The organism is Beduinella massiliensis, from assembly GCF_900199405.1.
In the GTDB taxonomy this organism is placed as follows: Bacteria; Bacillota; Clostridia; order Christensenellales; family Aristaeellaceae; genus Beduinella; species Beduinella massiliensis.
Genome location: NZ_LT963430.1, coordinates 3,289,630 through 3,312,986, shown reverse-complemented (window position 1 = coordinate 3,312,986; position 23,357 = coordinate 3,289,630). Strand labels below are relative to the sequence as shown.

Sequence of the window (23,357 nt, the reverse complement as noted above, 5' to 3'; positions counted from 1 at the left end):
ATGACGGTTCGCATAGGCATACTTTCTTTTTCAGACGGTCGCGCGCGCGTGCACGATACGCTGAAGGATTATATTGCGTCCTGCGAGGCGGCGCTGGCCGCGCGGCTTCGCGGAACGGGGGAGGTCGAGGTCGTTGCCGCGCAAGAGCAGGTCGCGGCGAGCGAGCTGGCGGAACGGATGGCGTCTTCGCTCCTTGGGGAGAAGCTGGATGCGTGCATTCTAAACGTCCCGGTGTTCGCCTTCCCCAACTTTGCGGCCATCGCCGCGCGCATCCTGCACGGGGTGCCGCTGCTGGCCATTTCGCCCGCCAACGGGAGCTATCCCGGCCTGGGCGGGCTGCAGGCGGCGGTCGGCATGATCCGCCAGACGGGCGGACAGTGCGAGAAGGTATGGGGGAATATCGAAGAGGATTCCGTCCTGCAGCGCGTGCTGGCCTTTCTGCGCGCGGCGCACGCCGTTTCGCGCCTGAAGGGGCAGGTTTACGGCCTGTTCGGCGGGCGCAGCATCGGCATGGGCTCGGGCGCCGTATCGCCCGACGTGTGGATGCAGCGCTTCGGGGTGGATGTCGATCACGTAGACCAACTGGAGATTTTGCGCCGGGCGCGTCTCGTGCCGCCGGAGGAGACGGAACGGGCGCTCAGATGGCTGGAGGAGCGGATGGGCGCCGTCGAATACGACGGCAAGAAGCTGACGCGCGAGTCGTTGGGCATGCAGGTCAACTGCTACATCGCGCTCAAGGCGTTGATCGCGGAGCGGGGGCTCTCCTTCGTCGGCGTCAAGTGCCATTACGACCTGAGCGAGTACTTCGTCACCCAATGTCTGTCCGCGACGCTTTGCAACGACCCGTATGATTGGGATGGGGAAAAGGAGCCGGTCGTGTTTGCCTGCGAAGCGGATTCGGACGCTGCGCTGACGATGCAGGTCCTCAAGCTGATTTCGGGCCTGCCGGTCGTGTTCATGGATTTCCGGCACTACATGCAGCAGGAGAATCTCTTTGCGTTCTGCAACTGCGGCGCGTGTGCCACCTGGTACGCGGCCCGCAGCGAGGACCCGGCGGAAAATCTGCGGCGTGTACGCCTCTGTTCCGTCATCCCCAAATACGGCGGGTGCGGCTGCCACGTGCAGTTCATGGCAGAGGCAGGACCGATGACGTTCGCGCGCCTGACGCACCGCATGGACCACTACGTCATGCAGGCGTTCGAGGGCACGTTTGAAAAGCTGCCTGTCGAGCGCATGCGGGAGACCTGCGAGGCGTGGCCGCATGGATACGCCTCGGTCGAATCGGAGCCGATGGAGCTGCTCGACCGCTTCGCCAGCAACCACATTCACGCGGTAAGCGGCTGCTACCTGCGGGAAATCCGCGCGTTTTGTGAGCTGACCGGCGTGGAGCTGGAGGTGCTGTAGAAGGCATTGCAACATGTCCTTACGGGCATGTTGTATTTTGGGAATTATTTGAAACGTTTCATAACCTGCGGACAGGGGGAAAAACAAGATGAAACTTTCCGTGGTCATCGCCGGCGAGGACGCGCCGGAGAGCGCGTTCGTCGTCTGGCGGGGCTTCAAAAATTCAATGGATAAGGCGAGGCGGTTCGGGTACCAGGGGGTCGAGCTGGCGCTTGGGTGCGCGCAGGACGTCGATACCGGCGCGCTGGATCGGGAGCTTGCGGCGCACGACCTGCGCGTGAGCTGTATCAGCACGGGCCTCACGTTCGCGCGCATGGGCCTATACATGACGCATCCGGACCCGGTGAAGCGGGCGGAGATCGTCCGGGTCTTTCGGGATCTCGTGCTGCTGGCGGAGCGGCACGGCGGGCTGATTAACGTGGGACGCGCGCGCGGCTTCGTCTCAGCCGATCAGACGCGCGGGGAGGCGGAGGCGCTCTTCCTGGGATGCATGGGTGAAATTTTGCCCTTTGCGGCGCAGCATGGCGTGACGGTTCTGATCGAGCCCATCAACCGCTATGAGAGCAATTTTCTCAACAGCGTGGACGAAGCCTGCGCGCTGCTCGCGAGGCTGCCGTTTGAAAATGTCGGCGTCATGGCGGACGTATTCCACATGAACATCGAGGACGACCGCATCGGCGCGTCGCTCAGGCGAAACGCGAAGCGGGTAAAGTACGTGCACATCGCGGATTCCAACCGCCGCGCGCCGGGTCAGGGGCACACGGACTTCGACGAGATATTGGACGCGCTGACGGAAAGCGGCTACGACGGCTGGCTCAGCGCGGAGGTGCTGCCGGGCGCGGACGCGGACGGCACGGCGCTGCGGACGGCGCGGTACATGCGCTCGCGCTTGCTGGAAAGGGGGCTTTTGTCATGAGCGAGGAGGCAGATCGCCTGCGGCTGGCGGTGCTTGCAATGGGCCGGGCGGCGGGCAGCGGACACATGGGCGGCAGCCTGTCCTGCGCGGAGATCTTAAACGTGCTCTACGGCCGCGTGCTGCGGGTCGATCCCGCGCGCCCCGACTGGCGGGAGCGCGACCGCTTCGTGCTCTCCAAGGGCCATGCCGCGCCGATGCTCTACGCCTGCCTCGCACGGGCGGGGTTTTTCGGGGAGGAGCTGCTTGAAACGCTGCGCGAGCTGGGCAGCCCGCTCCAGGGACATCCCTGTATGTTCAAGCTGCCCGGCATCGACATGTCGACCGGCTCGCTCGGGCTGGGGCTCTCCGTTTGCGTGGGCATGGCGCTGGCGCTCCGGAACACGCCCGCGCACGTTTACGCGCTGCTGGGCGACGGCGAGCTGCAGGAGGGGCAGAACTGGGAGGCCTTCATGTCCATGCGCGCCTTCGCCCTGCAAAACATGACGCCCATCGTGGACCTCAACGGCGTGCAGCTCGACGGGCCGACGGACGTGGTGCAGCCTGCGCAGGCGGCGCTTTCGCAAAAGCTGGCGGGCTTCGGCATCCGCGTCTTTGAGGTGGACGGGCACGACGAGGGGCAGATCGAGCGCGCGGTGCGCGAGGCAAAGAACTGCGGCGAGCCCCACGCCGTCGTCGCCCACACCGTCAAGGGGAAGGGCGTCTCCTTCATGGAGGGGCAGGCGGCGTGGCATGGGAAGCCGCTTTCGGCGGAGGATTACGCGGCTGCGCGGGCCGAGGTAGAGGGGAGGCTCATGCGATGAGCAGGACGATGCGCCAGGTGTTTGGCGATGCGCTGGTGCGCTATGCGGAGGCTTTTCCGGAGATGGTCGTGCTCGACGCGGACGTCTCCTCCAGCACGCAGACGAAGCAGTTTCAGGCTGCGTTTCCCGATCGCTTTTTCAACTTTGGCATCGCCGAAGGAAACATGGCTGCCGCAGCGGCGGGCATGGCGGCCTGCGGCAAGATCCCGGTGATCTCGACCTTCGCGTTTCTGCTGGCGGTGCGGGCGATGGATTCCATCCATTCGCTCGCCGCGTACAACCGCCTAAACGTCAAGATCTGCGGCGGCTATGCCGGGCTCTCGGACTTCGCGGACGGCGCGAGCCACCAGGGGATCTGCGACATGGCCATGATGCGCGCCGTGCCGGGCATACGGATTCTGGCCCCTTCGGACGAGGAGAGCACGATGGAAGCGGTGGGCGAAATGCTGCGCATCGAGGGGCCGGTCTATCTGCGGCTCTCGCGCGACGCGGCGCCCAGCCTGCACGGCGGCCGGGCAGGAGTTCGGCTGGGAAAGGCAAATCTCCTCATGGACGGGCGGGACGTGACGCTGGTGAGCACGGGCACGATGCTCGCGGCGGCCATCGAGGCGCGGGCGCTGCTCAAAGCACAGGGAATCGACGCGGCAATTTTGGAAGCCATCAGCGTAAAGCCGCTGGACGAGGAGGCCGTCTGCCGCATGGCGGAGCGGACGGGCCGCGTCGTCACGCTGGAGGAGCACACGGTAAACGGCGGGCTGGGCGACGCCGTCTGCGCGGCGCTCTGCCGCGGGCGGCCAACGCCCGTGCTCAAAATCGGCCTGGAGGACACGTTCGGCCAGAGCGCGCGCAGCTACGCACAGCTCGTCGCGGCGTACAGCCTGGACGGCCCGGGCGTCGCGCGGCAGGTGGAAAATTTCGTGAGGGGGCATTGAAATGCGCGAATCAATTCACAAGTACTTTCAGATCGGGACGATCAGTTGGATGAGCTTTCCTGGAAAGGACGCGGTGGAAACCGTCCGGCGCATCGCGGAGGACGACTTCTTCGATGCGATCGAGCTGACGCGGTTTGACTCAGAGGAGGAACGGGCGCGGGCTAAACGCCTGCTGGATCAGTCGCACCTGAAGGTCTGCTACGGCGCGCAGCCGCGCCTGCTGGGGCCGGGGCTCAACCCGAACGACCTGAACGAGGAAGGGCGGCTGAAGGCGCAGGCTACGCTGATCGAGGCCGTGGACGAGGCGGAAGCGCTCGGCGCGCGGGGCGTCGCTTTTCTGGCGGGGAAGTGGGCGCAGGAGACGCGGGAGGAGGCGTACGCCCAGCTTCTTCGCACGACGCGCGCGGTGTGCGCCTATGCCGAGGGGAAGGGCATGGACGTCAACCTGGAGGTCTTCGACTACGATATGGACAAGGCGGCGCTCATCGGCCCCGCGCCGCTGGCGGCGCGCTTCGCGGCGGACGTGCGCATGACCTGCAAAAACTTTGGCCTGCTGGTCGATCTGTCGCACTTCCCGACGACGTATGAGACGAGCCGCTTTGTCATCCAGACGCTGCGCCCCTACATCCGCCACTTCCACGTCGGCAACGCGGTGGTGCAGCCCGGCGCGGAAGCGTATGGCGACCAGCACCCGCGCTTCGGCTTTCCGCGCAGCGCGAACGACACGGAGCAGCTTTTGGACTTCTTCCGCGTGCTCAAGGCAGAGGGCTTCTTCCATGCGCGGGAGCCGTACGTGCTCTCGTTTGAGGTCAAGCCCTGGGCGGATGAGGATTGCGAGGTCGTGCTCGCGGGGACGAAGCGCGTGCTGCGGCGCGCGTGGGCGCTATTGGAGGATTAAGCGATGAAAATCGTCATTTTGGATGGCTACACGGAAAATCCGGGCGACCTCTCCTGGGCGGGCTTTGAAGCGCTGGGAGATGTTACGGTATACGAACACACAAAGGCGGACGAGGTTGCCGCGCGCATCGCGGGCGCGCAGGTCGTGTATACGAACAAGACGCCCCTGACGCGCGCGACCCTCGAGGGCGCGCGGGAGCTGCGCTTCATCGGGGTGCTCGCCACAGGCTTCAACGTGGTCGATATCGAGGCGGCGCGCGAGCGGGGAATCCCCGTATCCAACATCCCAACCTACGGCACGCAGGCAGTCGCGCAGTACGTGTTCGCGCTGCTGCTGGAGATCTGCCACCGCGTCGGCCACCACGCCGAGGCGGTGCAGGCGGGCCGGTGGACGAACGGGCGCGACTTTTGCTTTTGGGATTATCCCCTGATGGAGCTTTCGGGCAAGACGATGGGCATCGTCGGCTACGGCCGCATCGGGAAGGCCACGGCGCAGATCGCTCGCGCCTTCGGCATGCGCGTGGTGGCCTACGACGCGTTCGTCAAGGCCCCGGAGGTGCTTCCGTTAAACGACGTGCTCGCGCAGGCGGACGTGCTGTCCCTGCACTGCCCGCTGACGCCGGAGAACACGGGCATGGTGAACCGCGAGACGATCGGACGCATGAAGGACGGCGTGATCCTGATCAACACGGCGCGCGGCCCGTTGATTCAGGAGGACGCCCTGCGCGAGGCGCTCGTGGACGGCAAGGTGTACGCTGCCGCGCTGGACGTGGTATCGGCGGAGCCCATCCGGCCGGACAATCCGCTGCTCGGGCTGGACAACTGCCTGATCACCCCGCACATCGCCTGGGCCTCCCGGGAGAGCCGCCAGCGGCTGATGGACATCGCCGTCGCGAACCTCGAAGCGTTCCTTTCGGGGAAGCCCGCAAACGTCGTGAACCCGTAAAGAATGGGTAAAACAGAAAAAAGAGATCCCGGGGCGCGTCCCCGGGATCTCGCCGTCTAATCGCGATCTGGATACGGCATCCCCTTCGGCAGGCCGAGCAGGTAGTCTGCGGACACGCCGAAGAAGAGGCAGAGGTTTTCCATGTCCTTTAAACTGGGCTCTAGTTCACCCAGCTCCCAGTGAGATACCGTCCGCTGGCTTACGCCGAGAGCGGACGCCAACATGGTTTGCGATAATTTAGACGGGTGATTTTTGCGCAGAAACCTGACCTTTTCCGAGAAGAGCATGAAAATCGACCTCCTTTGCAAAAAAATCGGTTTTTTCTTGACTTTTAGCCTGTTTTGGGCTAGAATGTATTTGGAAAACATGGGAAGTGAGAACATGCTTGTGATAAAAGATTTGGAGGAAGACGACCTTCTCGAAGACCTGGACTGGCACACCCTCGCGCTGCGGGGCCTGGCGGTCTGCCTGCGCTGCCTGCTGTGCGCGCTTTCGCAGGAGGAGGAGCTGGACGCGGAGGCGGCGGAGTCGTTGATGCGGCTGGTCGAGGATCACGTCCGCGCGCACGCGCACGAGGCGGAGCTGGACGTGAACCTTGTGCTGCGCGCCTGCCGCGCGCGCCTTACGCCCGCTTCGCCGCCTGCTGACCGTTGACGAGCCAGATGCCCGCGCACACGAGCGCCAGCGCCGCGAGCCCCGCCGCGCCGAAGGCGTTCTGGCTTTCGCCCAGCAGCAGCGCGGAGAGCAGCACGCCGCACACGGGGTTCATGAAGCCGTAGATGGAGACGCGGGCGACGGGGTTGTACTTGAGCAGCGTGCCCCAGAGGGAGTAGGCCACCGCGGAGAGCAGCGCGAGGTAGCCGAGCATCAAAAGCCCCTGCACGCTGACCTGCGCGATGCGCCCGCCCGCGACCAGGCCGCAGACGACGAGCGTAGCGCCGCCCAGCACGAACTGATAGCCGCTGAGCGTGATGGGCAGCTCGTCCCGGGAGTAGAGCTTGATCATCACGGAGGAAAGCGCGTAGGCGCACGCGGAGAGCAGGATCGCCCCCTCGCCCATGAGGGAGACGTGCATGTCCACCCCCTGCCCGGCGGCGTTGATGAGGACGACGCCCGCGAAGCCGACCGCGCAGCCCAGGAGCTTTCGCACCGTCATGCGCTCCTGCTTGAAGAGCAGGCTCGCGGCGAGAATGGTGAGAAAGACGGTGGAGGACTCGATGATCGAGGACTTCACGCCCGACGTGTGCGCAAGGCCGACGTAGAAGAAGAGGTATTGGATGACGGTTTGCATGAGCGACAGCTTGGCGATCTTTGGCAGGCTCGCGCGGGCGGGCACCAGCAAACGGCGCTGCATGACGCTGCCGATCAGGATCGTGAGCGCGCCGGCCAGCGTGAAGCGCAGCCCCGCGAAGAGCACCTGCGTGGCGGTGTCGCCGGAGCCGATGGCGAAGTAGGCGTAGCCGAGCTTGATACAGGGAAAGGCGCTGCCCCAGAGCGCGCAGCATACGAGCGCGAGCAGGCCGACGGTGAGCGGGCGGGACAGGGCGGATTTCCGGGCGCTTTCCATTTTGAAAGCCCTCCTCATTCGTTTATTCGGCCTCTTCGGGCCATTGAGGGTCGTCGTCCAGGGGCAGCGTGAAGCGCAGGGCCGCGCCGCCGGACTTCCTGTTTTCGGCGCGCAGGCTTCCGCCGTGCGCGCGCACGATGGACATGCACACGGACAGGCCGATGCCCATGTTGCGCTTGCTGTCGCTGAGCGGGTTGTCCGCGCGGGTGAGGTATCCGTCGAACATGTGCGCCAGCACGCCGGAGGGGATGCCCTCGCCGTCGTCGAGCACGGAGATGACGCATTCGCCGCCCTGACGCTCGACGGTGAGGTCTGTATGCGTGGCGCCCTTGGCGTGCTCCGCCACGTTTTCGAGCAGGTTGACGATCACCTGCTCGATCAGGATGGGGTCCATGCGCGCCATCAGCATTTCGTCCGGCAGATGAATGGCGACGCTTCTTCCCGGAAAGCGCTTCTTAAACTTGCGCACCGATTCCGCGACGACCTCTTCTACCGCCTCGGGCGAGGTCTTGATGTTCGCCGCCTCACCGCTGATGCGCGTGATGGAAAGCAAATTTTCGACCATGCGGATCAGCCATTCCGCATCCTCGCGTATGTCGCAGATCAGGCGGCGCTGATCCGCCATGGACAGGGGGGCGGGGCCGTCCAGAATGGCGCTGCTGGAGCCGATGATGGACGTGAGCGGCGTGCGCAGGTCGTGCGACACGGCCCGAAGCAGGTTGCCGCGCATCTTCTCCATCTCGGCCTCGCGGCGCAGGCGCTCCTGTTCCTTGATCTGCGTGGTCATGGCGCTCGTGGTGAGCGAGACGAAGAGCATGCTCAGGAACGTGAGCGGGTAGCCGGAGATGGTGAAGTTGAACGCGAAGTATGGATAGGTGAAGACGTAGTTGACGAAGACGACCCCCGCGAAGGAGGCGGCGATGCCGTAAAAATAACCGTTCGTCACCCGCGCGGTCACGAGCACGGCCAGCAGAAAGATCATGGATACGTATACGTCGCTGGAATCGAGCATGCGCAGCAGCATGCACGCGAGCGCCGCCGCGGCCATGATGGCGGCGCAGAGCGCCGTGTCGCGCGCGCAAAGGGGCATGCAGCGCTTCATGCGCGCGCGCAGTTCTTTGTTCAAGAAGTTCACCTCCGTCGATCGATCAAACCCTATCATAGCATTTAGGCGGCGCGGATTCAACTGAAAATCGCGCACGAAAACGCGCGTGGCATGGCTGGCGGCTGCCTCCGCCGGGGACGGACAGGGCGCGCTGGATTCCCTTTGCGAATAGGCGCCGAATGCGCCTGACAAAAGGCGGTGGAATGTGATATAGTATTTAGGAAGAAAAGCCCTGAGCCCGGAAGGAGAAACGGACATGAAGACATACGACTTTCTGATCGTCGGCGCGGGCCTGTTCGGCGCGGTCTTCGCGCAGCAGGCAGCGGAGCGCTCAAAGCGCTGCCTCGTGGTCGAGCGGCGGAGCCACGTCGCGGGCAACGTGTACACCGAGCCCGTAGAGGGCATACAGGTGCACCGCTACGGCGCGCATATTTTCCATACCTCCAATCCGGAGCTGTGGGCGTACGTGAACCGCTTCGCCGGATTCAACCGCTTCACCAACGCCCCCATCGCCAACTACCACGGCGAGCTGTACAACCTGCCGTTTAACATGAACACCTTTTACCGCATGTGGGGGGCGGTCACGCCGGATCAGGCGCGGGCGATCATCGAGCGCCAGCGCCGCGAGGCGGGCATCGGGGAGCCGCGCAATCTGGAAGAGCAGGCTATTTCGCTGGTGGGCACCGACATCTACAAAAAGCTGGTGGAGGGATACACCGAAAAGCAGTGGGGAAGGCCCTGCCGCGAGCTGCCCGCCTTCATTATAAAGCGGCTGCCCGTTCGGTTCACGTTCGACAACAACTACTTCAGCGATCCTTATCAGGGCATCCCCATCGAGGGCTACACCCAGATGGTGGAGCGGATGCTCGCGGATGCCGATGTGCGGCTCGAAACCGATTATCTGGAGCGCCGGGACGAGCTGAGCCGCCTGGCGGAGCGGGTGCTATACACGGGCCCCATCGACGCGTATTTCGGCTACCGGCTGGGCGCGCTCGCCTACCGCAGCGTGCGCTTTGAAACGCAGGTGCTGGATACGCCCAATCATCAGGGGTGCGCCGTGATGAACTACACCGACCGGGAGACGCCCTATACGCGCGTCATCGAGCACAAGCATTTTGCGTTCGGCAGGCAGGAAAAGACCGTCGTCAGCCGCGAATTTTCGACGGAATGGAAGCCGGGGGACGAGCCGTATTACCCGGTGAACGACGAGGTGAACGGTGCGCTGTACGAACGCTATCGGGAGCTTGCGGCGGGGGAGAAGGACGTGCTCTTCGGCGGGCGGCTGGGCGAGTACCGCTATTACGACATGGACAAGGTGATCGCCTCCGCCCTGACGCTGGCGAAGAAGGTGCTGTAAAAGCAAACGCGCGCCTGTTTCCAGTTTGAACACGGAATGCGATCTGACGTATTTTTGGACATTCCAGTCTTTTCGTCGGGCAGTCCGCGCCTTCGCGAAAGTTCGGGGCAAAATGCGGAAAGAGGCGGAAAGGAAATTGACAAAACCCTGCCAAGCGGGTAAGATGAAACCATGAAAAAAACGGCGCAGGACGCCGCAGCACGCCCGCGCGCGGCGCGGGGAACAAAAGGGGAGGAAACACAATGGTTTTGGGCGCATTGGAGGCGGGCGGGACGAAAATGGTCTGCTCGATCGGCAACGAACGCGCGCAGGTGCTCGACAAGCAGAGCTTTCCCACGCGCACGCCGGAGGAGACGGTTCCGCAGATGATCGAGTATTATCGGGGCAAGGGCATCGAGGCGCTGGGCATCGGTTCCTTCGGCCCGCTCGATTTGAATAAGCAATCGGAAACCTACGGCTACATCACCTCGACCCCCAAGACGGGCTGGATAAACTATCCCCTGCTGCCCGCGCTCAGCGGCGCGCTTTCGGTTCCGGCGGAGCTGGACACGGACGTCAACGCGGCGGCGCTGGCGGAGGTGTCGATGGGCGCGGCGAAGGGATTGCGAAGCTGCCTTTACGTGACCGTGGGGACGGGCATCGGCGGCGGGCTGATCGTCGAGGGCAACCTCGTACACGGCCTGGTGCACCCTGAATTTGGGCACATGCTGATGCGCGCGGCCGCGGGCGATCCCGCGCCGGACGGCTTTTGCCCCTACCATAAGGGGTGCCTGGAGGGCTGCGCGAGCGGCCCGGCGATCGAAAAGCGCTGGGGCAAGAGCGCCAAGGAGCTCGCGCCCGACCACCCCGCGTGGACGGTGGAGTGCGAATACCTGGCGCAGATGTGCGTCAACGCGATCGTGAGCTTCTCGCCGGAGTGCATTGTGCTGGGCGGCGGCGTGATGCAGCAGGAGCACCTGTTCCCGCGCATCCGCAAGCGGACGATCGAGCTGCTGGGCGGCTACGTGCGCACCCCCCGCATCGAACGTGAAATCGATTCCTACATCGTGTCGCCCGGCCTGGGCGTGAACAGCGGGGTCACGGGCGCGCTGCTGCTGGCCCTGCGCGCGGCGCAGGCGAAGTAAGCAAAGCAAGGCTTTTATACACGAACGCGCCCCGAAGCATCGCTTCGGGGCGCGCGGAATATCGACCCAGCAAGGTCATGTAAGAGGGGGATGCATGAAAGGGAGCCTTCCCCTTCATGAGAAATCGTATCGACCGGCTCTGCCGGTCGGGCGGGGCGTTTTCCGCAGTCAAATGCGCAGCATTTGCGGAGGAAAACATTTCCCGTGACCTTCGTGCAAAATGAGCCTTCATTTTGCACGAGGCCATCGGCTTTGTCGATGGCCAAACGCGCCCCGAAGCATCGCTTCGGGGCGCGCGGTATTTTATGCTTTCGTCATGCCAAACCCAGGTGGCTTTCGATGCGGCGCAGGCGTTCCTCCCATTCGCGGGGAACGGTCACGGCGGCAGGCAAAGCGCCGTCTCCCTCGAGCGCCGCGAGGTCGTATTTTTTCACGTCCGTACGCGCGAGCAGGTAATCCACCGATACGTCCAGCGTGTCGGCGAGCAGGCAGAGCGTCTCCAGGCTGGGCTGGCGCAAACCCCGCTCGTACAGGCCGACGGTGTTCAGGCTCTTGCTGATGATGTCGGCCAGGGCTTGCTGGCTAAGTCGCTTCGCGTTACGCGCCATTTTTAGTCGTTCGCCGAATTGTACCATATGCTGCCCCTCCTGTTTCCAACTATATTATTAGTATACAAATAGATATGGTGTGTGTAAAGAGACAAAAAATATGTGTTTTTGCAAAAATATTAAAAATTCGACAAATTAATTGTGCAGTCCATACATTTTGGATGGAAAATTGTTCTTAATCAGGCCGGCAAACCGATGCGCATCGATACGTCGGCCTGCTTTTTGCTTCAATACATTGATCTTCAAAATAAATAGCTTGACATTCAAACTAATTTTACTATAATAGAGGAGGCTCATACACAAAGCATAAAGGAGAAAACCATGGCAGTTCGATTGATTACGGATTCCACAAGCGACATCTGCGCCCGGGAGGCACAGGCATTGTCCATAGAGGTCATTCCCCTGAAGGTCATCTTCGGCGAGGACGTCTGCCGCGAGGGCGTAGACATCGGCATGGAGGCCTTTTATGACCGCCTGACCAGCGGCAGGGAACAGCCGACGACGTCGCAGCCCGCGCCGGACGACTTTCTTTCCGTCTTTGAGCGCGTTCAGGCGGCGGGCGACAGCGCGGTGGTGCTGACGCTTTGCAGCGGCCTGAGCGGGACGCTGCAAAGCGCGATGATCGCCAAGGACATGTGCGGCTACGAGGACATCCACATCGTCGATACGCGCACGACGATCACGGGCCTTCGCCTGCTGGTCGAATACGCCTGCCGCCTGCGCGACGAGGGACGCTCCGCCGCGCAGATCGTGCAGGAAATCGAGGCGGCCAAGGGCCGTATTCGCCTGTACGCGGTGGTCGATACGCTGGAATACCTCTGCCGGGGCGGACGGCTTTCCCGCTCTGCGGCGGTGGTGGGCTCGCTCCTCAACCTGAAACCCATTCTAACCCTGACGGACGGAGCGCTTTCCGTGCTGGGCAAGGCGCGGGGACTCTGCGCGGCCTATGGCCGGGTCGTGGAGGAGATTCGCGCGGGCAAGGGTGCGGACCCGGTCTGTCCGGTCTACTTCGGCTACACGATGACGGATGAGAAGGCGAAGGCCCTGCGCGAGCGATGCAGGAAGGAGCTGGACATGGACGGCGATCTTTGGCCGGTGGGCTGCGTCGTGGGGGCGCACGCGGGCCCGGGCGCCTGCGTGGTGACCTATCTGGAGCGCGCCTGATTCTCCCCTTCATGCGCCCAATCCCCGTGCACAGTTTTTTTTACGGTCTGCCTCCCGAACCATCGGGAGGATTTTTTTGTGCCTTTTTGCATATGCTATCTGTGTACGCTCATCGGCATGGCGCGGAACGGAAAATGGAAAACAAGAATAATTCTCATTATTTTCTGAAAAACACTTGACATGTGAGGGGGAAGGTGCTACTATAGTGATAAAGGATATCACATTCGAGATGGAATGAGAGGTGGCGGGCATGAGCGAAAGAATCAGCAGGCAGGGACGCCAGGTGCTCGCCGCGCTGAGCTCTGAACGTGTGCACCTGACGGCGGATGAAATCGTGCGCAAGCTTCCGGACATCGGGCAGGCGACGGTGTACCGCAATCTGGATCAACTGGAACGCATGGGCCAGATCAAGCGGCTCAACCTGGGGCAGCGCAGCGCGTATTACGAGTACGTGCGCGACAACCACATCCACTTCGTCTGCGACCGGTGCCATGAGGTGTACGACGTTTCCTGCGATGTGACGGGCCTTGTGCGCGAGGTCAACGCGCTGTCCGGCCATCGGACGGACCGGGTAGAGGTCACGTCCAGCGGCCTGTGCGCTGAATGCATGAAGCAGGAAAAGAAGGAGCAACAATAAACGCGGAGGTGGTTTCCTGTGTCTTTGGACTTTAACGCCCTGAACCAGATGTCTTACGGCCTGTACGCCGTCACATCCATGGACGGGGCAAGGCCTGCCGGCTGTATCGCCAACACCTGTTTTCAGGTGACCGCCGAGCCGCCCGTGCTGGCCGTATGCATCAACCGCGACAACCATACCCATGGCGCGATTGAAAAGACGGGCCGCGTGGCGATCAGCGTGATCGCGCAAAGCGAGGCGCCGCTCACGATCGGTACGCTGGGCTTCCGGTGCGGGCGCGATGTGGACAAGTTTGCGTCCATCCCCTACGAGATGGTGGACGGCCTGCCGGTGCTCAAAAGCGCGGTCAGCTGCGTCACGGGCACGGTGATCGGCCGGCACGAGCTTTCCACGCACACGCTGTTCTTCCTGACCGCCGACGAGGCGCGGATGGTCGCGGGCGGCGAGGTGATGACCTACGACTACTATCACAAGGTGGTCAAGGGCAAGACGCCGAAGAACGCGACGACTTACGTGCCGCCCGAGGCGCTGAAAGAAAGTCTCCCCGTGAGAAAATCACTCGATGTACAAAAAGCAGAAATCAAGGAGGAAAAAGTTATGAAGAAGTTTGTTTGCCCGGTTTGTGGTTATGTCCATGAGGGCGATTGCCCGCCCGAGAAGTGCCCGGTGTGCGGCGTCGCCGGTTCCAAGTTCATCGAGCAGGCGCAGGGTAAGGTCTGGGCGTCCGAGCACGTGATCGGCGTGGCCAAGGACGTGGACGAGGAGATCAAGGAAGGCCTGCGCGCGAACTTCGTCGGAGAGTGCACCGAGGTGGGCATGTACCTGGCGATGGCCCGCGCCGCGCACCGCGAGGGATATCCCGAAATCGGCCTCTACTGGGAAAAGGCCGCGTTTGAAGAGGCGGAGCACGCCGCGAAGTTCGCGGAGCTGCTGGGCGAGGTCGTGAGCCCCTCTACCAAGGAGAACCTCACCGTCCGCGTCGAGGCGGAGAACGGCGCCACCATGGGCAAGACCGAGCTGGCCAAGAAGGCGAAGGCGCTGGGTCTGGACGCGATCCACGACACCGTGCACGAGATGGCGCGCGACGAAGCCCGCCACGGCAAGGCGTTCGAGGGCCTGCTGAACCGCTACTTCGGCAAGTAAGAAAAGTTTTCAGGAACGGTTCCTTGGGGAGCCGTTCTTTTTTGTTCTCTTGAGAGATGCATGAGGGGAAGCGGCTGTTTAAAGGCGGCGGCACTGACCGCCCGCAACCGCGGCCCGACAAGCCCGCGCGAAAGGGCAATCTGCGGTTGATGGACAGCGGGCCCGCGGCCTGCTATAATGCCGGAAAGATCGCTGAATTGAGGGAGGCTGCAGGATGGCATTCGGTGCGAATTTACAGTATCTGCGCAGGACGCATGGCGGCATGACGCAGGAGAAGCTCGCGGAGCGCATGGGGGTATCCCGTCAGACCGTGTCCAAATGGGAGGCGGACGAGGCCTATCCGGAGGTGGGCAAGCTCATCGAGCTGTGCGGCATCTTCTCCTGCAAGCTGGATGCGTTGCTGCGCGAGGACATGGCGGCCCGGCACGACGCGTATTCGGACGTGCGGCTGGAAACGGTAAAGGCTTTCCGCATGGCACGCTACGTCGTCATCAGCCCCAACCCGGAGAATGACGTGCGCGCCTGTCTGGACGCCTGGGCGCGCGCAAGCGGCCTTGAAGCGTACCAAGGCGGCTCGGGGGAGCGGATCGGCTGGGACTTCCCCTTCGTCTCGGCGGAGCAGAAGAACCGTTTCGGCCTGCGCGGCTACGCGCTCGCCTGCATCCTGCCGGACGGCTTTGAACCCGCGTGCGGCGGGGCGGAGATCGCCCGGCAGGACGACGCCGTGTACGCCGTCATCTCCATCCGCGAACCGTTTAAGGCGGCTTTCGAGCGGATTCCGCACGCCTACAAGCTCCTGCTGGACTACCTGAACTGCAACGGCTTTAAGGAAAACACGTCCGGCGCCCCCCTGCCCTGTTTTGAGCGGGTCTATCAGAAGGACGGCGTGGAGTTCATGGACGTGTACGTCCACGCGGACGGCGTGGGCCGGGCCAACCTGTTTACGAGCCTGGGTTGAGGCGCGTGCGAAGGGGCGGACAGGGAACGACCCAAAAAAGCCTGAAGGGCGTTTTTCGCCCTCCAGGCTTCAGACCGTTGACAAAGTATCGTCTTGTAAAAGGGGATGCATGAAGGGGAGACTTCCCCTTCATATGAAATCGTATCGACCGGCTTTGCCGGTCGGGCGGGGCGTTTTCCGTAGTCAAATGCGTAGCGTTTGCGGAGGAAAACATGACCCGTGACATTCGTGCAAAATGAACCTTCATTTTGCACGAGGCCATCGACAAAGTCGATGGCCAGTAGCCTGAAGGGCGTTTTTCGACCTCCAGGCTTTTGCTGTGCGCGGCGGCTTATGCGCCGATGTAAACGGTCGCGCTCATGCCCGGAAGCAGATCGCGGTTTTCGGGCAGGCTGATGCGCACGTCGTAGTAGGCGGCGTTCTGCCGGCTCTCGCCCAGCGGCCGAATCTCCGTGACCGTGCCCTTCATCTGCTCCCCGGGGAAGGCGTCCAGCTCGAAGGCCAGCGTATCGCCCACCTTGACGCCGGAGAGGTAGACCTCGTCCATCTCGGCGCTCAGCTCCAGCCGTGTGAGGTCGGCGATGCGGCAGAGCAGCTGGCCCTGATAGACCTGCGCGCCGGGGAGCACGTCCACGGAGCTCACCGCGCCGGACGCCCCGGCGCTCACGGTGCACCCGTCGGTCGAGGGCGCGCTCGCAGCATCGATCAGTTCAAACAGCAGGTCGCCCGCCCGTACCGCGTCGCCCTCCGCCCTGTGCACCCGCAGCACGCGGCCGCTCGCGGCGACGGACGCGTCCGGGTAGCGATGCGCCTTGCCTGAGCCGGTCACGCTGTCCGATGCGTAGCCGCTTTCGCGGTAGCACTTGACCGTGTCGCCGGGGTCGAAGTCGCCGGTGAGGATTTCAACGGTGTAGTTGCCCTCCTGTACGTTGGTGACGCGGCCCGTGCCCTTGTCGTTCCCGCTCTTGAGGTAGAGCGTTTCGCCCGCGTGCAGGTACTTGTTGTCGCTGTCGTTGTAGGCGGTGGAGGTGGAGGCGGCGACGTAAAGCGGCTTTTCCGGCTCGATGACGGCGAGCGCGCCGTAGCGCTCCGCGACGGCTGCGGCATCGTCGCCGGGCTGCGCGAACAGTGCGGCGAGCGTGCCGGTCTGCGGGGCGTAGACCTTGACGGTGTCGAGCTCGAAGAGCGCGTCGCCCGCGCTCACGCGGTCGCCCTGTGAAAGGGAAAAGGGCAGCAGCGTGCCTGAAAAGGGGGCCGTGACGTAAGCGGTTTCGGGCGCGACGACGGCGGCGTTGACGCTGCCGCCCCAGGGCGCGGCGGGCGCGTCCTCCGCGAGCGCGGGGCAGGCGAGGAGCAGGCAGAGGAGCAGCGGGAGAAGCAGCTTTTTCATGGTCGGTTCCTTCCTTTCGACGGAAAATTCATCGCGGACGCGCCTCACTCGACGGACTTGAGCGCCTCGACCATGACGATCGAGCGCACCTTGAGCACCAGCAGGCGCTGGATGAGCACGGAGAAGACGTAGGTGATGACGCAGCTGATGACGACGGACTGCGGGGCGACCTGGCTGATGTAGCGCGTGGTGTCCGTTTCGCACACCCGGAGGATGACGCCTGTGAGCCCGAGGCCCGGCGCAATGGAGAGCGCGAGGGCGAGCACGGTGAGGATCGTGTTTTCCTGCAATATCAGCTTTCGGATCTCCTTTTGGTGGTATCCCAGCACCTTGAGCGTCGCGTATTCCCTCGTGCGCTCCGCAAAGTTGATGAGGCCCATGTTATAGCAGATGACGAAGGCCAGCGCCAGCGCGATGAACATCAGCAGCACGAAGATGGAGGACACCATGTCCAGTGCGACGAGCGCCTCGTCCACCTGGTCGGCCGTATAGTCGATGCTGTCCACCTCGTCCATGTCCTCAAGGCGCGCAAGGCAGGCGGGCGTCGGGCCGCGCAGCTCGATGGCCGTGGGCACGAACGCACCCTTGCGCAGCGATTCCCAGGTCGAGCGCGTCATGTATGCGCCCTGCGCGAAGTTGTTGTAGACGACCTGCGCGACGGGCAGAGTGAACGTCCTGTCGTCGCCGGGGAGCTGGAACGTCACGTCGTCCCCGACGCGCGCGCCGAGCAGCCGGGCGAGCTTTTCCGTCAGGGCCGCCGCGCCGGGCGCGAGGTCGACGAGGGTTTCGTGCTCGCCCAGCCGCAGCATCTGCTGACCGTCCTCCACGACGGTGACGAGCGTGGTGCGGCTCCTCCCCTCGAAGGAGGCGCTGGCGCTGCGTTCCATGACGCATTCCACGGCTTCGGCGTCAAGGCGGCTCCTGTAGGCCTCCGCCTCGCCCGCCTGGGCGTTCAGGTTTGCGCGCACGTCGTAGTCGAGGGCGCGCCCGTAGTGGTTCTGCGCGGTGGCGACGACCGAATCCTGCAGGCCCATCGAGGCGATGATGAGGGCGTTGCAGCACAGCAGGCCGACGCAGGACATCATGGAGCGCATCTTGCTGCGCATGAGGTTGCGCACGACCATCTTGCGGTTGAAGCCCATGCGCCGCCAAAGGGGCGTGATGCGCTCGAGCAGGATGCGCTTGCCCGACTTCGGCGGTTTGGGCCGCAGCAGCGCGGCGGCGGTTTCCTTCGCGGCCTGCCGGTAGGCCCACAGGCAGATCAGCGCGCTCGTCGCGACGGAAACGCCGACCATCAGCCAAGCGGCGGGCGAGATTGGCGGCTCGACGCGGTAGGGATATTCGTTTTGGCCGATCAGCAGATCCCACACGAGGGGCGGAAGCGTCAGGTGGCCGATCACCGCGCCGAGCACGGAACCGACGAGCGAGGGCCAGAGGGCGTAGGAGACGTAGTGGGTCTGAATCTTTCCGGCGGAGAAGCCCAGCGCGCGCAGGGTGCCGATCTGCATGCGCTGGTTGTCGATCATGCGGGTCAGCGTGGTCATGACGATCAGGGCGGCGACCACGAAGGCCGCCAGCGGAAACACGATGGAGAGCGCGCGGAACATGGTGACGTTGTCCAGCGCGGCCGCGGTGCTGCGGTGGGCGCTGCGGTCGACGACGAAGGCCTGCGGCAGGGCCGCGCGCAGGGCCCCGCGCACCGCATCCCCGTCCGCGCCCGGGGCGAGGCGCACGACGACCTGCGTCAGAGGCACCTGCGAAAAGGCGCGCGCGTTCACGAGGATGTAGCCGTACTCGCGGGGATTGGCCGCGATGCCGTTTGAGACGCTGATGAATTCTGGGCTGTAGACGATGCCGCGCACGAAGAGCGGGTAATCCGCACCGTTCAGGCGCACGGTCAGCTTGTCGCCCACGCGCAGGCCGTTTGCCTCCGCAAAGCCCGCCTGCACGAGGCAGCCGCGCTGGTCGCTCACGCTGAGCGCCTCGCCCGCCTCGACGATGGGCACGTTGAGGGTCATCGGCCCGTCGTAGGCGGTGACGTTCAGCGTGGGCTCGCCGGGCAGCGTGGTCTCCATGTCGAGCGAAAAGCGGGCGCAGGCGTCCTCGACGCCGGGGATGGCGCGGATGCTTGCCAGCGCCCCGCGGTCGGCGCTTTCAAGCGTCACCCAGAAGTCGGCGAGGCGGTTTTCCGAAAAGTAGCGGTCCGTGGTCGCGGCGGCCATCTGCGCGATGCCGTCGATGCCCGCAAAGAGGAACGTGCCCAGCACGCACAGCAGGATGAGCGCGAGGAACTGCATGCCGGAACGCTGCATGTCCCGCAGCAGCTTTCTGTTCAGGACGTTTTTCACCATGCGATGTCCTCCACTCTGGCGGGATGCTCGCAGAGCGTGACGGACTCGATCCCGCCGTTTTTGACGCGCACCACGCGCGTGCCCAGCGGCGCGATGGAGGCGTTGTGCGTGATGACGACGACGGTCGCGCCGTGCGCGCGGCTGATCTGCGTGAGCAGCCGCAGCACCTGCACGCCGGTCACGGAGTCGAGCGCGCCGGTGGGCTCGTCGCACAGCAGCAGCGCGGGGTTCTTGCACAGCGCCCGCGCGATGGAGACGCGCTGCTGCTCGCCGCCGGAGAGCTGCGCCGGGAAGTTGTCCAGCCGCTCGCCCAGGCCGACCTGCTCCATCACCTCGCGCGGGTCGAGCGCGTCCTTGCAGACCTGACGGGCGAGCTCCACGTTTTCCAGCGCCGTCAGGCTCGGCATCAGGTTGTAAAACTGAAAGACGAAGCCCACGTCCGTGCGCCGGTAGTCGGTGCGCTCCGCGCCGCCGAGCGCCGTCACCACCTTGCCGCCGACGGTGATCGTGCCGCTGGTCGCCTTGTCCATGCCGCCGAGCAGGTTGAGAATCGTGGTCTTGCCCGCGCCCGACGGGCCCAGCACCACGCAGAAATCGCCCTTTTCGATTTCAAAGCTCACGTCGTCCACCGCTTTGACGACGTTTTCCCCGACCTGATAGTGCTTGCAGACGTGCTCGAAGGAGATGTAGCTCATGACGGCCTCCTGATTTGCTTTTTTGCCGGATGGGAATGGCCCGCCGGGGCTTGCGCGCTTGATCGGGAAGACGGTTCGACACAAATATGTAAATATTTAGAATATCCGAAGGCGCTGGCTTGACAAGGTCATCCATTGGTATTATACTCGACATGTGTTGATCTTACAATCGACTGATTCCTTCCGACTGATTTAAAAACGACACTTTTGGAGAATATGTTGTTTCTTGGGCTAAAGGCCGTCGCAAGAAAGGGGGGGAATGCGCATGGAGGAGAAGACGAACCAGCGGGTGATGCTGACCAAGCGCCTGCTCAAGGACAGCCTGATCCGCAAGCTGAAGGAAGAGAGCATCTATAAGATCTCCATCCGCGAGCTTTGTGAGGAGGCGGGCATCAACCGTTCGACGTTCTACAAGTACTACGGCAGCCAGTTCGACCTGCTGGGGGAGATGGAGGAGGACATGCTGCGCCACGTGCAGGAGGCGCTGATGAAGCCCGAGGACGTGAAGACGGAATCGATCTCCGGGGTGTGCGCCTATCTGGAGGAGAACATCGAGCTCAGCCGCCTGCTCATCAACAACAACATCGACCCCCAGTTTCCGGAGCGCCTCTTTCGCATGCCCTACATCCGCGACGAGATCGAAAAGGTGATGCGCTCGCGCTACGGCGAGGCGGAGCTGGAATACGCCTCCTGCTTTTTGACCTACGGCTGTTACCATCTGGTGCGCCGGTGGATCAATCAGGACGAACACGAACCGCCCGAGAGGATCGCCGCGCTGCTGATGGGGCTCATCGAGCAGCTCGTGTAAAGGCGACGCGGGAAGACGGCAAAGGGCCTCCGCCCGGCAAACCATTGCCGGGCGGAGGCCCTTGATGTACGCGGCGGCGTCTGACGGCCCGCGAGGGCGCGGCAGCTTAGCCGTTTGCGTAGGCGACGGGGTAGTAATACACGGCCTGTATCTCGCCCGTTTCGGCGCTCAGGATGACCGCCGCCACGTCGCCCTCCGCGCTGCGATAGGTGAAGCCCCATCCTTTTCCGCCGTATGAAGCGGACTCGCAGAGCTCGACCGTCACCTCGCACGCGTCGATCCAGGCGTCGGACAAGCCGCGTTCGTCCTTCAGCGCCTGCCGCGCGACCGAGAGCGCGCGTGCTTCGTCGATGTCGCTGTCTTCCGGCAGCACATGGCTGAAGCGCTGAGGATCAAAGCCCGCGTCGCGGAAGAGCTGGTCGTAAGCGGCCGCGTCCTCCAGGCTCATCCATTCGGGATACCGATCTTCCTCCGGATATTTTGCGAGGATGGCGTTGCCTGCGTCCAGCAGCTCGCGCAGCCATGAAAGCATCCGGGCGCTGTACACATCGCTTTGCCCGAAGGTTTCCTTCGTGTACCCGGCGTCGTCCACCTGTCCGTCCAGCGTCCAGCCCGAGGAAAGGGGCTCTCCGGTCGCGGCCAGCAGCGTCACCGTGTAAGCGCCAAGCAGGCTCTCGCGGTCTAATGCCCACGTTATTTCTTCTAAGCGGGGAGAGAAGGCGCACTGGTAGATGCGCTGCCCTTCCTGCTCCAGCAGGGAAACGTGCAGCTCAAAGAAGGTAAGTCCCGCGTCCGTAAAGCCGTAGTCGCGCGCGAGCGCGGCGCGCGCCGCGGCAGGCACGTCGGCCTCCGGAAACTCTCCGTCCTGCGGGGCCGCATAACCCGTTTCGGGCAGCAGCCCGCCAAGCCCCGCCGCCTCCACCCGCGCGCCGACCTCCACCTTTTCCTGCGCGGATAGACCGGCGAACAGGCCTTCCCTCACGTAAACCTTGACGGCCTCCGGGTACGCGCTCAGGTCGCCCGCAGGCAGTCGGCTCTCCTCCGTAGCCAGCCAACCGCAGATCACTTCGCCCGCGGGAGAAGGCACGCGGATGGAGAAGGAATCCTTCCATTTTCCGTTGGCTTCAGATGCGAGCGTGAAGAAATATTGCCGTTCGCCGTCCTGCGCATAATAGAGGAAGGAAAGGTATTTGGGCTCGTAAGCGGCGAGCTCCTGTTCGGAAAAGCCGAACTTTTCCTGCACCGCCTTGCGCCCCAGCGCGATGGCCTCCTCTGGGGTTATGTCGTCCTCCGTGGGCAGAATGTGCGTAGCGCCCAGCGCGTTTTGCAGCTCCGGCCCCAGCGCCGCGTCGTAGGCCGCCCACTGTTCGAGCGTCCAATCGCTCGTATTCAGAGATTCAAGCTCGGCGGCCTGCGCTTCATAGTCCTTTCGCAGCTGCAGCGCGTTTTGAAGCTGCCCGGGCCCCCAGACGGAGGCGGTCAGGCTGTCGCCCGCGTAGACGGCGGGGTCCGTGCCGTCGTGGCTCCAGGCCGCAGCGGGGCTGCCGCCCGCCTTCTTCGTGACCGTGTACTCGCCGATGGCCGCCGCGTTCATGGAGGCTTCGGTAAAGGAGACGGTCCACGCGTCGCCGTCCTGTTCGGTGTGCGAGTTAAACAGGTCGAGCATCTCGTCCGTCAGGCCGTAGCGCTCGTGCAGCGCGTTTCGCGCCTGACGCTGGATGGAATACCGCTGTGAGAAGCCGAGGCCAACGGCCAGCGCGGTGGCGCTGAGCAGCACGAGCAAAAGGCAAAGCGCCAGCGCGGGGCGGATAAGCGCTCTCGTAGAGCGCGTGCTCTTTTCATCTTGACTTTGAATCCGTTTCATCACCTGATCGTCTCCTTTCCATTCAAGCCGGGAGAGACGCCGGTCGACGAGCGTTTTGAAGTCGTCATTCATCAAAATACCACCTTTCCAGCTTGCGGTGCAGCTTGTCCCGGGCGCGCTTTAAGCGGGAAACGACCGTGGGTTCCGGGATGCCGAGCGCATCGCTGATCTCTCCGATCTTCATGTCCTGATAGTAGCGCAGCAGGATGACCTGCTTGTCCCGTTCGGGCAGGCGCATCACCGCGCGGAGCACGGTGTCATCCGGCGTGTGAAAGTCCGCGCTGGGCTCGGGCAGCGCGTCGAGCGGCGTTCGCCGGTCGACGAACCGCAGCCAGGCCGTGCGCTGAAAGTCCTTGCACGTGTTGATGGCGATGCGCATCAACCAGCTCTTTTCCGTGCTCTCGCCCCGGAACTGGTTCAGGTGCGTATACGCCTTGACGAACGTCTCCTGCACGGCGTCCTCGGCGAGCGCCGCGTCGCGCAGGTACAGGTAGGCCATACGAAGCAGCGCGTCGCCGTACTGCGCCATCATGCGCTGAAGCAGCGCCTCGCGCGCCCGCGCCGCCGGCACGCAATCCTCCGAAACTTTGTCTGGTACCGCGACAAAGTTCATTCGCTCACCCCCTTCACCTGTTAGACGAGAGGATTTTAGAAAACAATTCATAAAATGTCCGATAAAAATAGCGCTTTG

23 protein-coding genes and 1 pseudogene are annotated in these 23,357 nt (G+C 63.6%); 15 read left to right on the top strand and 9 right to left on the bottom strand.

The annotated features are described in order from the left end of the window. The 6 genes from C1725_RS15985 to C1725_RS15960 all read left to right on the top strand — a co-directional run bounded on the left by C1725_RS15985 (nucleotide 1) and on the right by C1725_RS15960 (nucleotide 5,895). Nucleotides 1-1,404 carry an L-fucose isomerase gene (locus C1725_RS15985; protein WP_102412661.1) on the top strand — a complete coding sequence of 468 codons (1,404 nt, stop codon included), beginning with the start codon at nucleotides 1-3 and terminating at the stop codon, nucleotides 1,402-1,404. A gap of 88 nt (nucleotides 1,405-1,492) precedes the next feature. Then, nucleotides 1,493-2,320, top strand: coding sequence for a TIM barrel protein (locus C1725_RS15980; RefSeq protein WP_102412660.1), 828 nt, complete (start codon nucleotides 1,493-1,495; stop codon nucleotides 2,318-2,320). Then, nucleotides 2,317-3,120: a phosphoketolase family protein gene (locus C1725_RS15975; protein ID WP_102412658.1), complete on the top strand. Its 804-nt coding sequence runs from the start codon at nucleotides 2,317-2,319 to the stop codon at nucleotides 3,118-3,120. The genes C1725_RS15980 and C1725_RS15975 overlap by 4 nt, the downstream gene beginning before the upstream one ends. Further along, a complete protein-coding gene (locus C1725_RS15970) occupies nucleotides 3,117-4,052 on the top strand; it encodes a transketolase C-terminal domain-containing protein (protein ID WP_102412656.1) in 936 nt (311 codons plus the stop codon). Before C1725_RS15975 ends, C1725_RS15970 begins: the two co-directional genes overlap by 4 nt. Before the next feature lies 1 nt (nucleotide 4,053). Further along, nucleotides 4,054-4,950: a TIM barrel protein gene (locus C1725_RS15965; protein WP_102412654.1), complete on the top strand. Its 897-nt coding sequence runs from the start codon at nucleotides 4,054-4,056 to the stop codon at nucleotides 4,948-4,950. 3 nt (nucleotides 4,951-4,953) lie between these two features. After that, nucleotides 4,954-5,895 (top strand): NAD(P)-dependent oxidoreductase, encoded by a 942-nt coding sequence (locus tag C1725_RS15960; RefSeq protein WP_102412653.1) that lies wholly within the window; start codon nucleotides 4,954-4,956, stop codon nucleotides 5,893-5,895. A gap of 56 nt (nucleotides 5,896-5,951) precedes the next feature. Here the strand turns inward: C1725_RS15960 and C1725_RS15955 are convergent, their stop codons facing one another. Further along, a complete protein-coding gene (locus tag C1725_RS15955; RefSeq protein WP_346026739.1) occupies nucleotides 5,952-6,182 on the bottom strand; it encodes a helix-turn-helix transcriptional regulator in 231 nt (76 codons plus the stop codon). 94 nt (nucleotides 6,183-6,276) lie between these two features. Between C1725_RS15955 and C1725_RS15950 the strand changes: the two genes are divergently transcribed. Continuing rightward, the gene (locus C1725_RS15950) at nucleotides 6,277-6,549 is read left to right on the top strand and encodes a hypothetical protein (protein WP_102412649.1); all 273 of its coding nucleotides are present in this window, start codon (nucleotides 6,277-6,279) and stop codon (nucleotides 6,547-6,549) included. On the opposite strand, the gene C1725_RS15945 is transcribed toward C1725_RS15950, so the two are convergent. Both C1725_RS15945 and C1725_RS15940 read right to left on the bottom strand, forming a co-directional pair. Beyond that, the gene (locus C1725_RS15945; RefSeq protein WP_102412647.1) at nucleotides 6,518-7,462 is read right to left on the bottom strand and encodes an EamA family transporter; all 945 of its coding nucleotides are present in this window, start codon (nucleotides 7,460-7,462) and stop codon (nucleotides 6,518-6,520) included. The genes C1725_RS15950 and C1725_RS15945 overlap by 32 nt on opposite strands. Before the next feature lie 22 nt (nucleotides 7,463-7,484). Further along, a complete protein-coding gene (locus tag C1725_RS15940; RefSeq protein ID WP_346026738.1) occupies nucleotides 7,485-8,588 on the bottom strand; it encodes a sensor histidine kinase in 1,104 nt (367 codons plus the stop codon). A 235-nt stretch (nucleotides 8,589-8,823) separates the two neighbouring features. On the opposite strand from C1725_RS15940, the gene glf reads away from it, so the two are divergent. Together glf and C1725_RS15930 are read left to right on the top strand one after the other, a co-directional pair. Then, on the top strand, nucleotides 8,824-9,924 hold the full coding sequence (glf, locus tag C1725_RS15935) for a UDP-galactopyranose mutase (protein WP_102412645.1): 1,101 nt from the start codon (nucleotides 8,824-8,826) through the stop codon (nucleotides 9,922-9,924). Between the two features lie 242 nt (nucleotides 9,925-10,166). Further along, the gene (locus C1725_RS15930; protein ID WP_102412643.1) at nucleotides 10,167-11,048 is read left to right on the top strand and encodes an ROK family protein; all 882 of its coding nucleotides are present in this window, start codon (nucleotides 10,167-10,169) and stop codon (nucleotides 11,046-11,048) included. A 314-nt stretch (nucleotides 11,049-11,362) separates the two neighbouring features. On the opposite strand, the gene C1725_RS15925 is transcribed toward C1725_RS15930, so the two are convergent. Further along, entirely contained in the window at nucleotides 11,363-11,683 is a 321-nt protein-coding gene (locus C1725_RS15925; RefSeq protein WP_102412641.1) for a helix-turn-helix domain-containing protein, read from the bottom strand. A 294-nt stretch (nucleotides 11,684-11,977) separates the two neighbouring features. Here C1725_RS15925 and C1725_RS15920 point away from each other — a divergent pair, with 294 nt between their 5' ends. The 5 genes and pseudogenes from C1725_RS15920 to C1725_RS15905 all read left to right on the top strand — a co-directional run bounded on the left by C1725_RS15920 (nucleotide 11,978) and on the right by C1725_RS15905 (nucleotide 15,558). Next, nucleotides 11,978-12,820, top strand: coding sequence for a DegV family protein (locus tag C1725_RS15920; RefSeq protein WP_102412639.1), 843 nt, complete (start codon nucleotides 11,978-11,980; stop codon nucleotides 12,818-12,820). Between the two features lie 250 nt (nucleotides 12,821-13,070). Then, nucleotides 13,071-13,457 carry a transcriptional repressor gene (locus tag C1725_RS15915; protein WP_102412637.1) on the top strand — a complete coding sequence of 129 codons (387 nt, stop codon included), beginning with the start codon at nucleotides 13,071-13,073 and terminating at the stop codon, nucleotides 13,455-13,457. A 48-nt stretch (nucleotides 13,458-13,505) separates the two neighbouring features. Continuing rightward, a pseudogene (locus C1725_RS19490) lies at nucleotides 13,506-13,904 on the top strand (flavin reductase family protein); the annotation flags it as partial. Nucleotides 13,905-14,054: 150 nt separating this feature from the next. Beyond that, nucleotides 14,055-14,600 carry an NADH peroxidase gene (locus tag C1725_RS19485; protein ID WP_346026904.1) on the top strand — a complete coding sequence of 182 codons (546 nt, stop codon included), beginning with the start codon at nucleotides 14,055-14,057 and terminating at the stop codon, nucleotides 14,598-14,600. A 214-nt stretch (nucleotides 14,601-14,814) separates the two neighbouring features. Further along, nucleotides 14,815-15,558 (top strand): helix-turn-helix domain-containing protein, encoded by a 744-nt coding sequence (locus C1725_RS15905; RefSeq protein ID WP_102412633.1) that lies wholly within the window; start codon nucleotides 14,815-14,817, stop codon nucleotides 15,556-15,558. Between the two features lie 331 nt (nucleotides 15,559-15,889). On the opposite strand, the gene C1725_RS15900 is transcribed toward C1725_RS15905, so the two are convergent. The 3 genes from C1725_RS15900 to C1725_RS15890 are packed head-to-tail and all read right to left on the bottom strand — an operon-like array spanning nucleotide 15,890 to nucleotide 19,994. After that, the gene (locus C1725_RS15900; protein WP_102412632.1) at nucleotides 15,890-16,948 is read right to left on the bottom strand and encodes an HlyD family efflux transporter periplasmic adaptor subunit; all 1,059 of its coding nucleotides are present in this window, start codon (nucleotides 16,946-16,948) and stop codon (nucleotides 15,890-15,892) included. Between the two features lie 44 nt (nucleotides 16,949-16,992). Beyond that, entirely contained in the window at nucleotides 16,993-19,299 is a 2,307-nt protein-coding gene (locus C1725_RS15895) for an FtsX-like permease family protein (RefSeq protein WP_102412630.1), read from the bottom strand. Further along, complete coding sequence (locus tag C1725_RS15890; protein WP_102412628.1) at nucleotides 19,293-19,994, bottom strand: ATP-binding cassette domain-containing protein; 702 nt, start codon at nucleotides 19,992-19,994, stop codon at nucleotides 19,293-19,295. The genes C1725_RS15895 and C1725_RS15890 overlap by 7 nt, the downstream gene beginning before the upstream one ends. Before the next feature lie 265 nt (nucleotides 19,995-20,259). On the opposite strand from C1725_RS15890, the gene C1725_RS15885 reads away from it, so the two are divergent. Continuing rightward, complete coding sequence (locus C1725_RS15885) at nucleotides 20,260-20,802, top strand: TetR/AcrR family transcriptional regulator (protein ID WP_346026737.1); 543 nt, start codon at nucleotides 20,260-20,262, stop codon at nucleotides 20,800-20,802. 106 nt (nucleotides 20,803-20,908) lie between these two features. Here the strand turns inward: C1725_RS15885 and C1725_RS15880 are convergent, their stop codons facing one another. Beyond that, complete coding sequence (locus C1725_RS15880) at nucleotides 20,909-22,738, bottom strand: hypothetical protein (protein WP_102412625.1); 1,830 nt, start codon at nucleotides 22,736-22,738, stop codon at nucleotides 20,909-20,911. After that, nucleotides 22,731-23,279 carry a sigma-70 family RNA polymerase sigma factor gene (locus tag C1725_RS15875; protein ID WP_102412624.1) on the bottom strand — a complete coding sequence of 183 codons (549 nt, stop codon included), beginning with the start codon at nucleotides 23,277-23,279 and terminating at the stop codon, nucleotides 22,731-22,733. The genes C1725_RS15880 and C1725_RS15875 overlap by 8 nt, the downstream gene beginning before the upstream one ends. Nucleotides 23,280-23,357 lie beyond the last annotated feature (78 nt).

Excerpts from the sequence above, each read along its gene's own strand:
- C1725_RS15985 (WP_102412661.1), top strand. The coding sequence starts at position 1 with ATGACGGTTCGCATAGGCATACTTTCTTTTTCAGACGGTCGCGCGCGC.
- C1725_RS15980 (WP_102412660.1), top strand. The coding sequence starts at position 1,493 with ATGAAACTTTCCGTGGTCATCGCCGGCGAGGACGCGCCGGAGAGCGCG.
- C1725_RS15975 (WP_102412658.1), top strand. The coding sequence starts at position 2,317 with ATGAGCGAGGAGGCAGATCGCCTGCGGCTGGCGGTGCTTGCAATGGGC.
- C1725_RS15970 (WP_102412656.1), top strand. The coding sequence starts at position 3,117 with ATGAGCAGGACGATGCGCCAGGTGTTTGGCGATGCGCTGGTGCGCTAT.
- C1725_RS15965 (WP_102412654.1), top strand. The coding sequence starts at position 4,054 with ATGCGCGAATCAATTCACAAGTACTTTCAGATCGGGACGATCAGTTGG.
- C1725_RS15960 (WP_102412653.1), top strand. The coding sequence starts at position 4,954 with ATGAAAATCGTCATTTTGGATGGCTACACGGAAAATCCGGGCGACCTC.
- C1725_RS15955 (WP_346026739.1), bottom strand. The coding sequence starts at position 6,182 with ATGCTCTTCTCGGAAAAGGTCAGGTTTCTGCGCAAAAATCACCCGTCT.
- C1725_RS15950 (WP_102412649.1), top strand. The coding sequence starts at position 6,277 with ATGCTTGTGATAAAAGATTTGGAGGAAGACGACCTTCTCGAAGACCTG.
- C1725_RS15945 (WP_102412647.1), bottom strand. The coding sequence starts at position 7,462 with ATGGAAAGCGCCCGGAAATCCGCCCTGTCCCGCCCGCTCACCGTCGGC.
- glf (WP_102412645.1), top strand. The coding sequence starts at position 8,824 with ATGAAGACATACGACTTTCTGATCGTCGGCGCGGGCCTGTTCGGCGCG.
- C1725_RS15930 (WP_102412643.1), top strand. The coding sequence starts at position 10,167 with ATGGTTTTGGGCGCATTGGAGGCGGGCGGGACGAAAATGGTCTGCTCG.
- C1725_RS15925 (WP_102412641.1), bottom strand. The coding sequence starts at position 11,683 with ATGGTACAATTCGGCGAACGACTAAAAATGGCGCGTAACGCGAAGCGA.
- C1725_RS15920 (WP_102412639.1), top strand. The coding sequence starts at position 11,978 with ATGGCAGTTCGATTGATTACGGATTCCACAAGCGACATCTGCGCCCGG.
- C1725_RS15915 (WP_102412637.1), top strand. The coding sequence starts at position 13,071 with ATGAGCGAAAGAATCAGCAGGCAGGGACGCCAGGTGCTCGCCGCGCTG.
- C1725_RS19485 (WP_346026904.1), top strand. The coding sequence starts at position 14,055 with ATGAAGAAGTTTGTTTGCCCGGTTTGTGGTTATGTCCATGAGGGCGAT.
- C1725_RS15905 (WP_102412633.1), top strand. The coding sequence starts at position 14,815 with ATGGCATTCGGTGCGAATTTACAGTATCTGCGCAGGACGCATGGCGGC.
- C1725_RS15900 (WP_102412632.1), bottom strand. The coding sequence starts at position 16,948 with ATGAAAAAGCTGCTTCTCCCGCTGCTCCTCTGCCTGCTCCTCGCCTGC.
- C1725_RS15895 (WP_102412630.1), bottom strand. The coding sequence starts at position 19,299 with ATGGTGAAAAACGTCCTGAACAGAAAGCTGCTGCGGGACATGCAGCGT.
- C1725_RS15890 (WP_102412628.1), bottom strand. The coding sequence starts at position 19,994 with ATGAGCTACATCTCCTTCGAGCACGTCTGCAAGCACTATCAGGTCGGG.
- C1725_RS15885 (WP_346026737.1), top strand. The coding sequence starts at position 20,260 with ATGGAGGAGAAGACGAACCAGCGGGTGATGCTGACCAAGCGCCTGCTC.
- C1725_RS15880 (WP_102412625.1), bottom strand. The coding sequence starts at position 22,738 with ATGAATGACGACTTCAAAACGCTCGTCGACCGGCGTCTCTCCCGGCTT.
- C1725_RS15875 (WP_102412624.1), bottom strand. The coding sequence starts at position 23,279 with ATGAACTTTGTCGCGGTACCAGACAAAGTTTCGGAGGATTGCGTGCCG.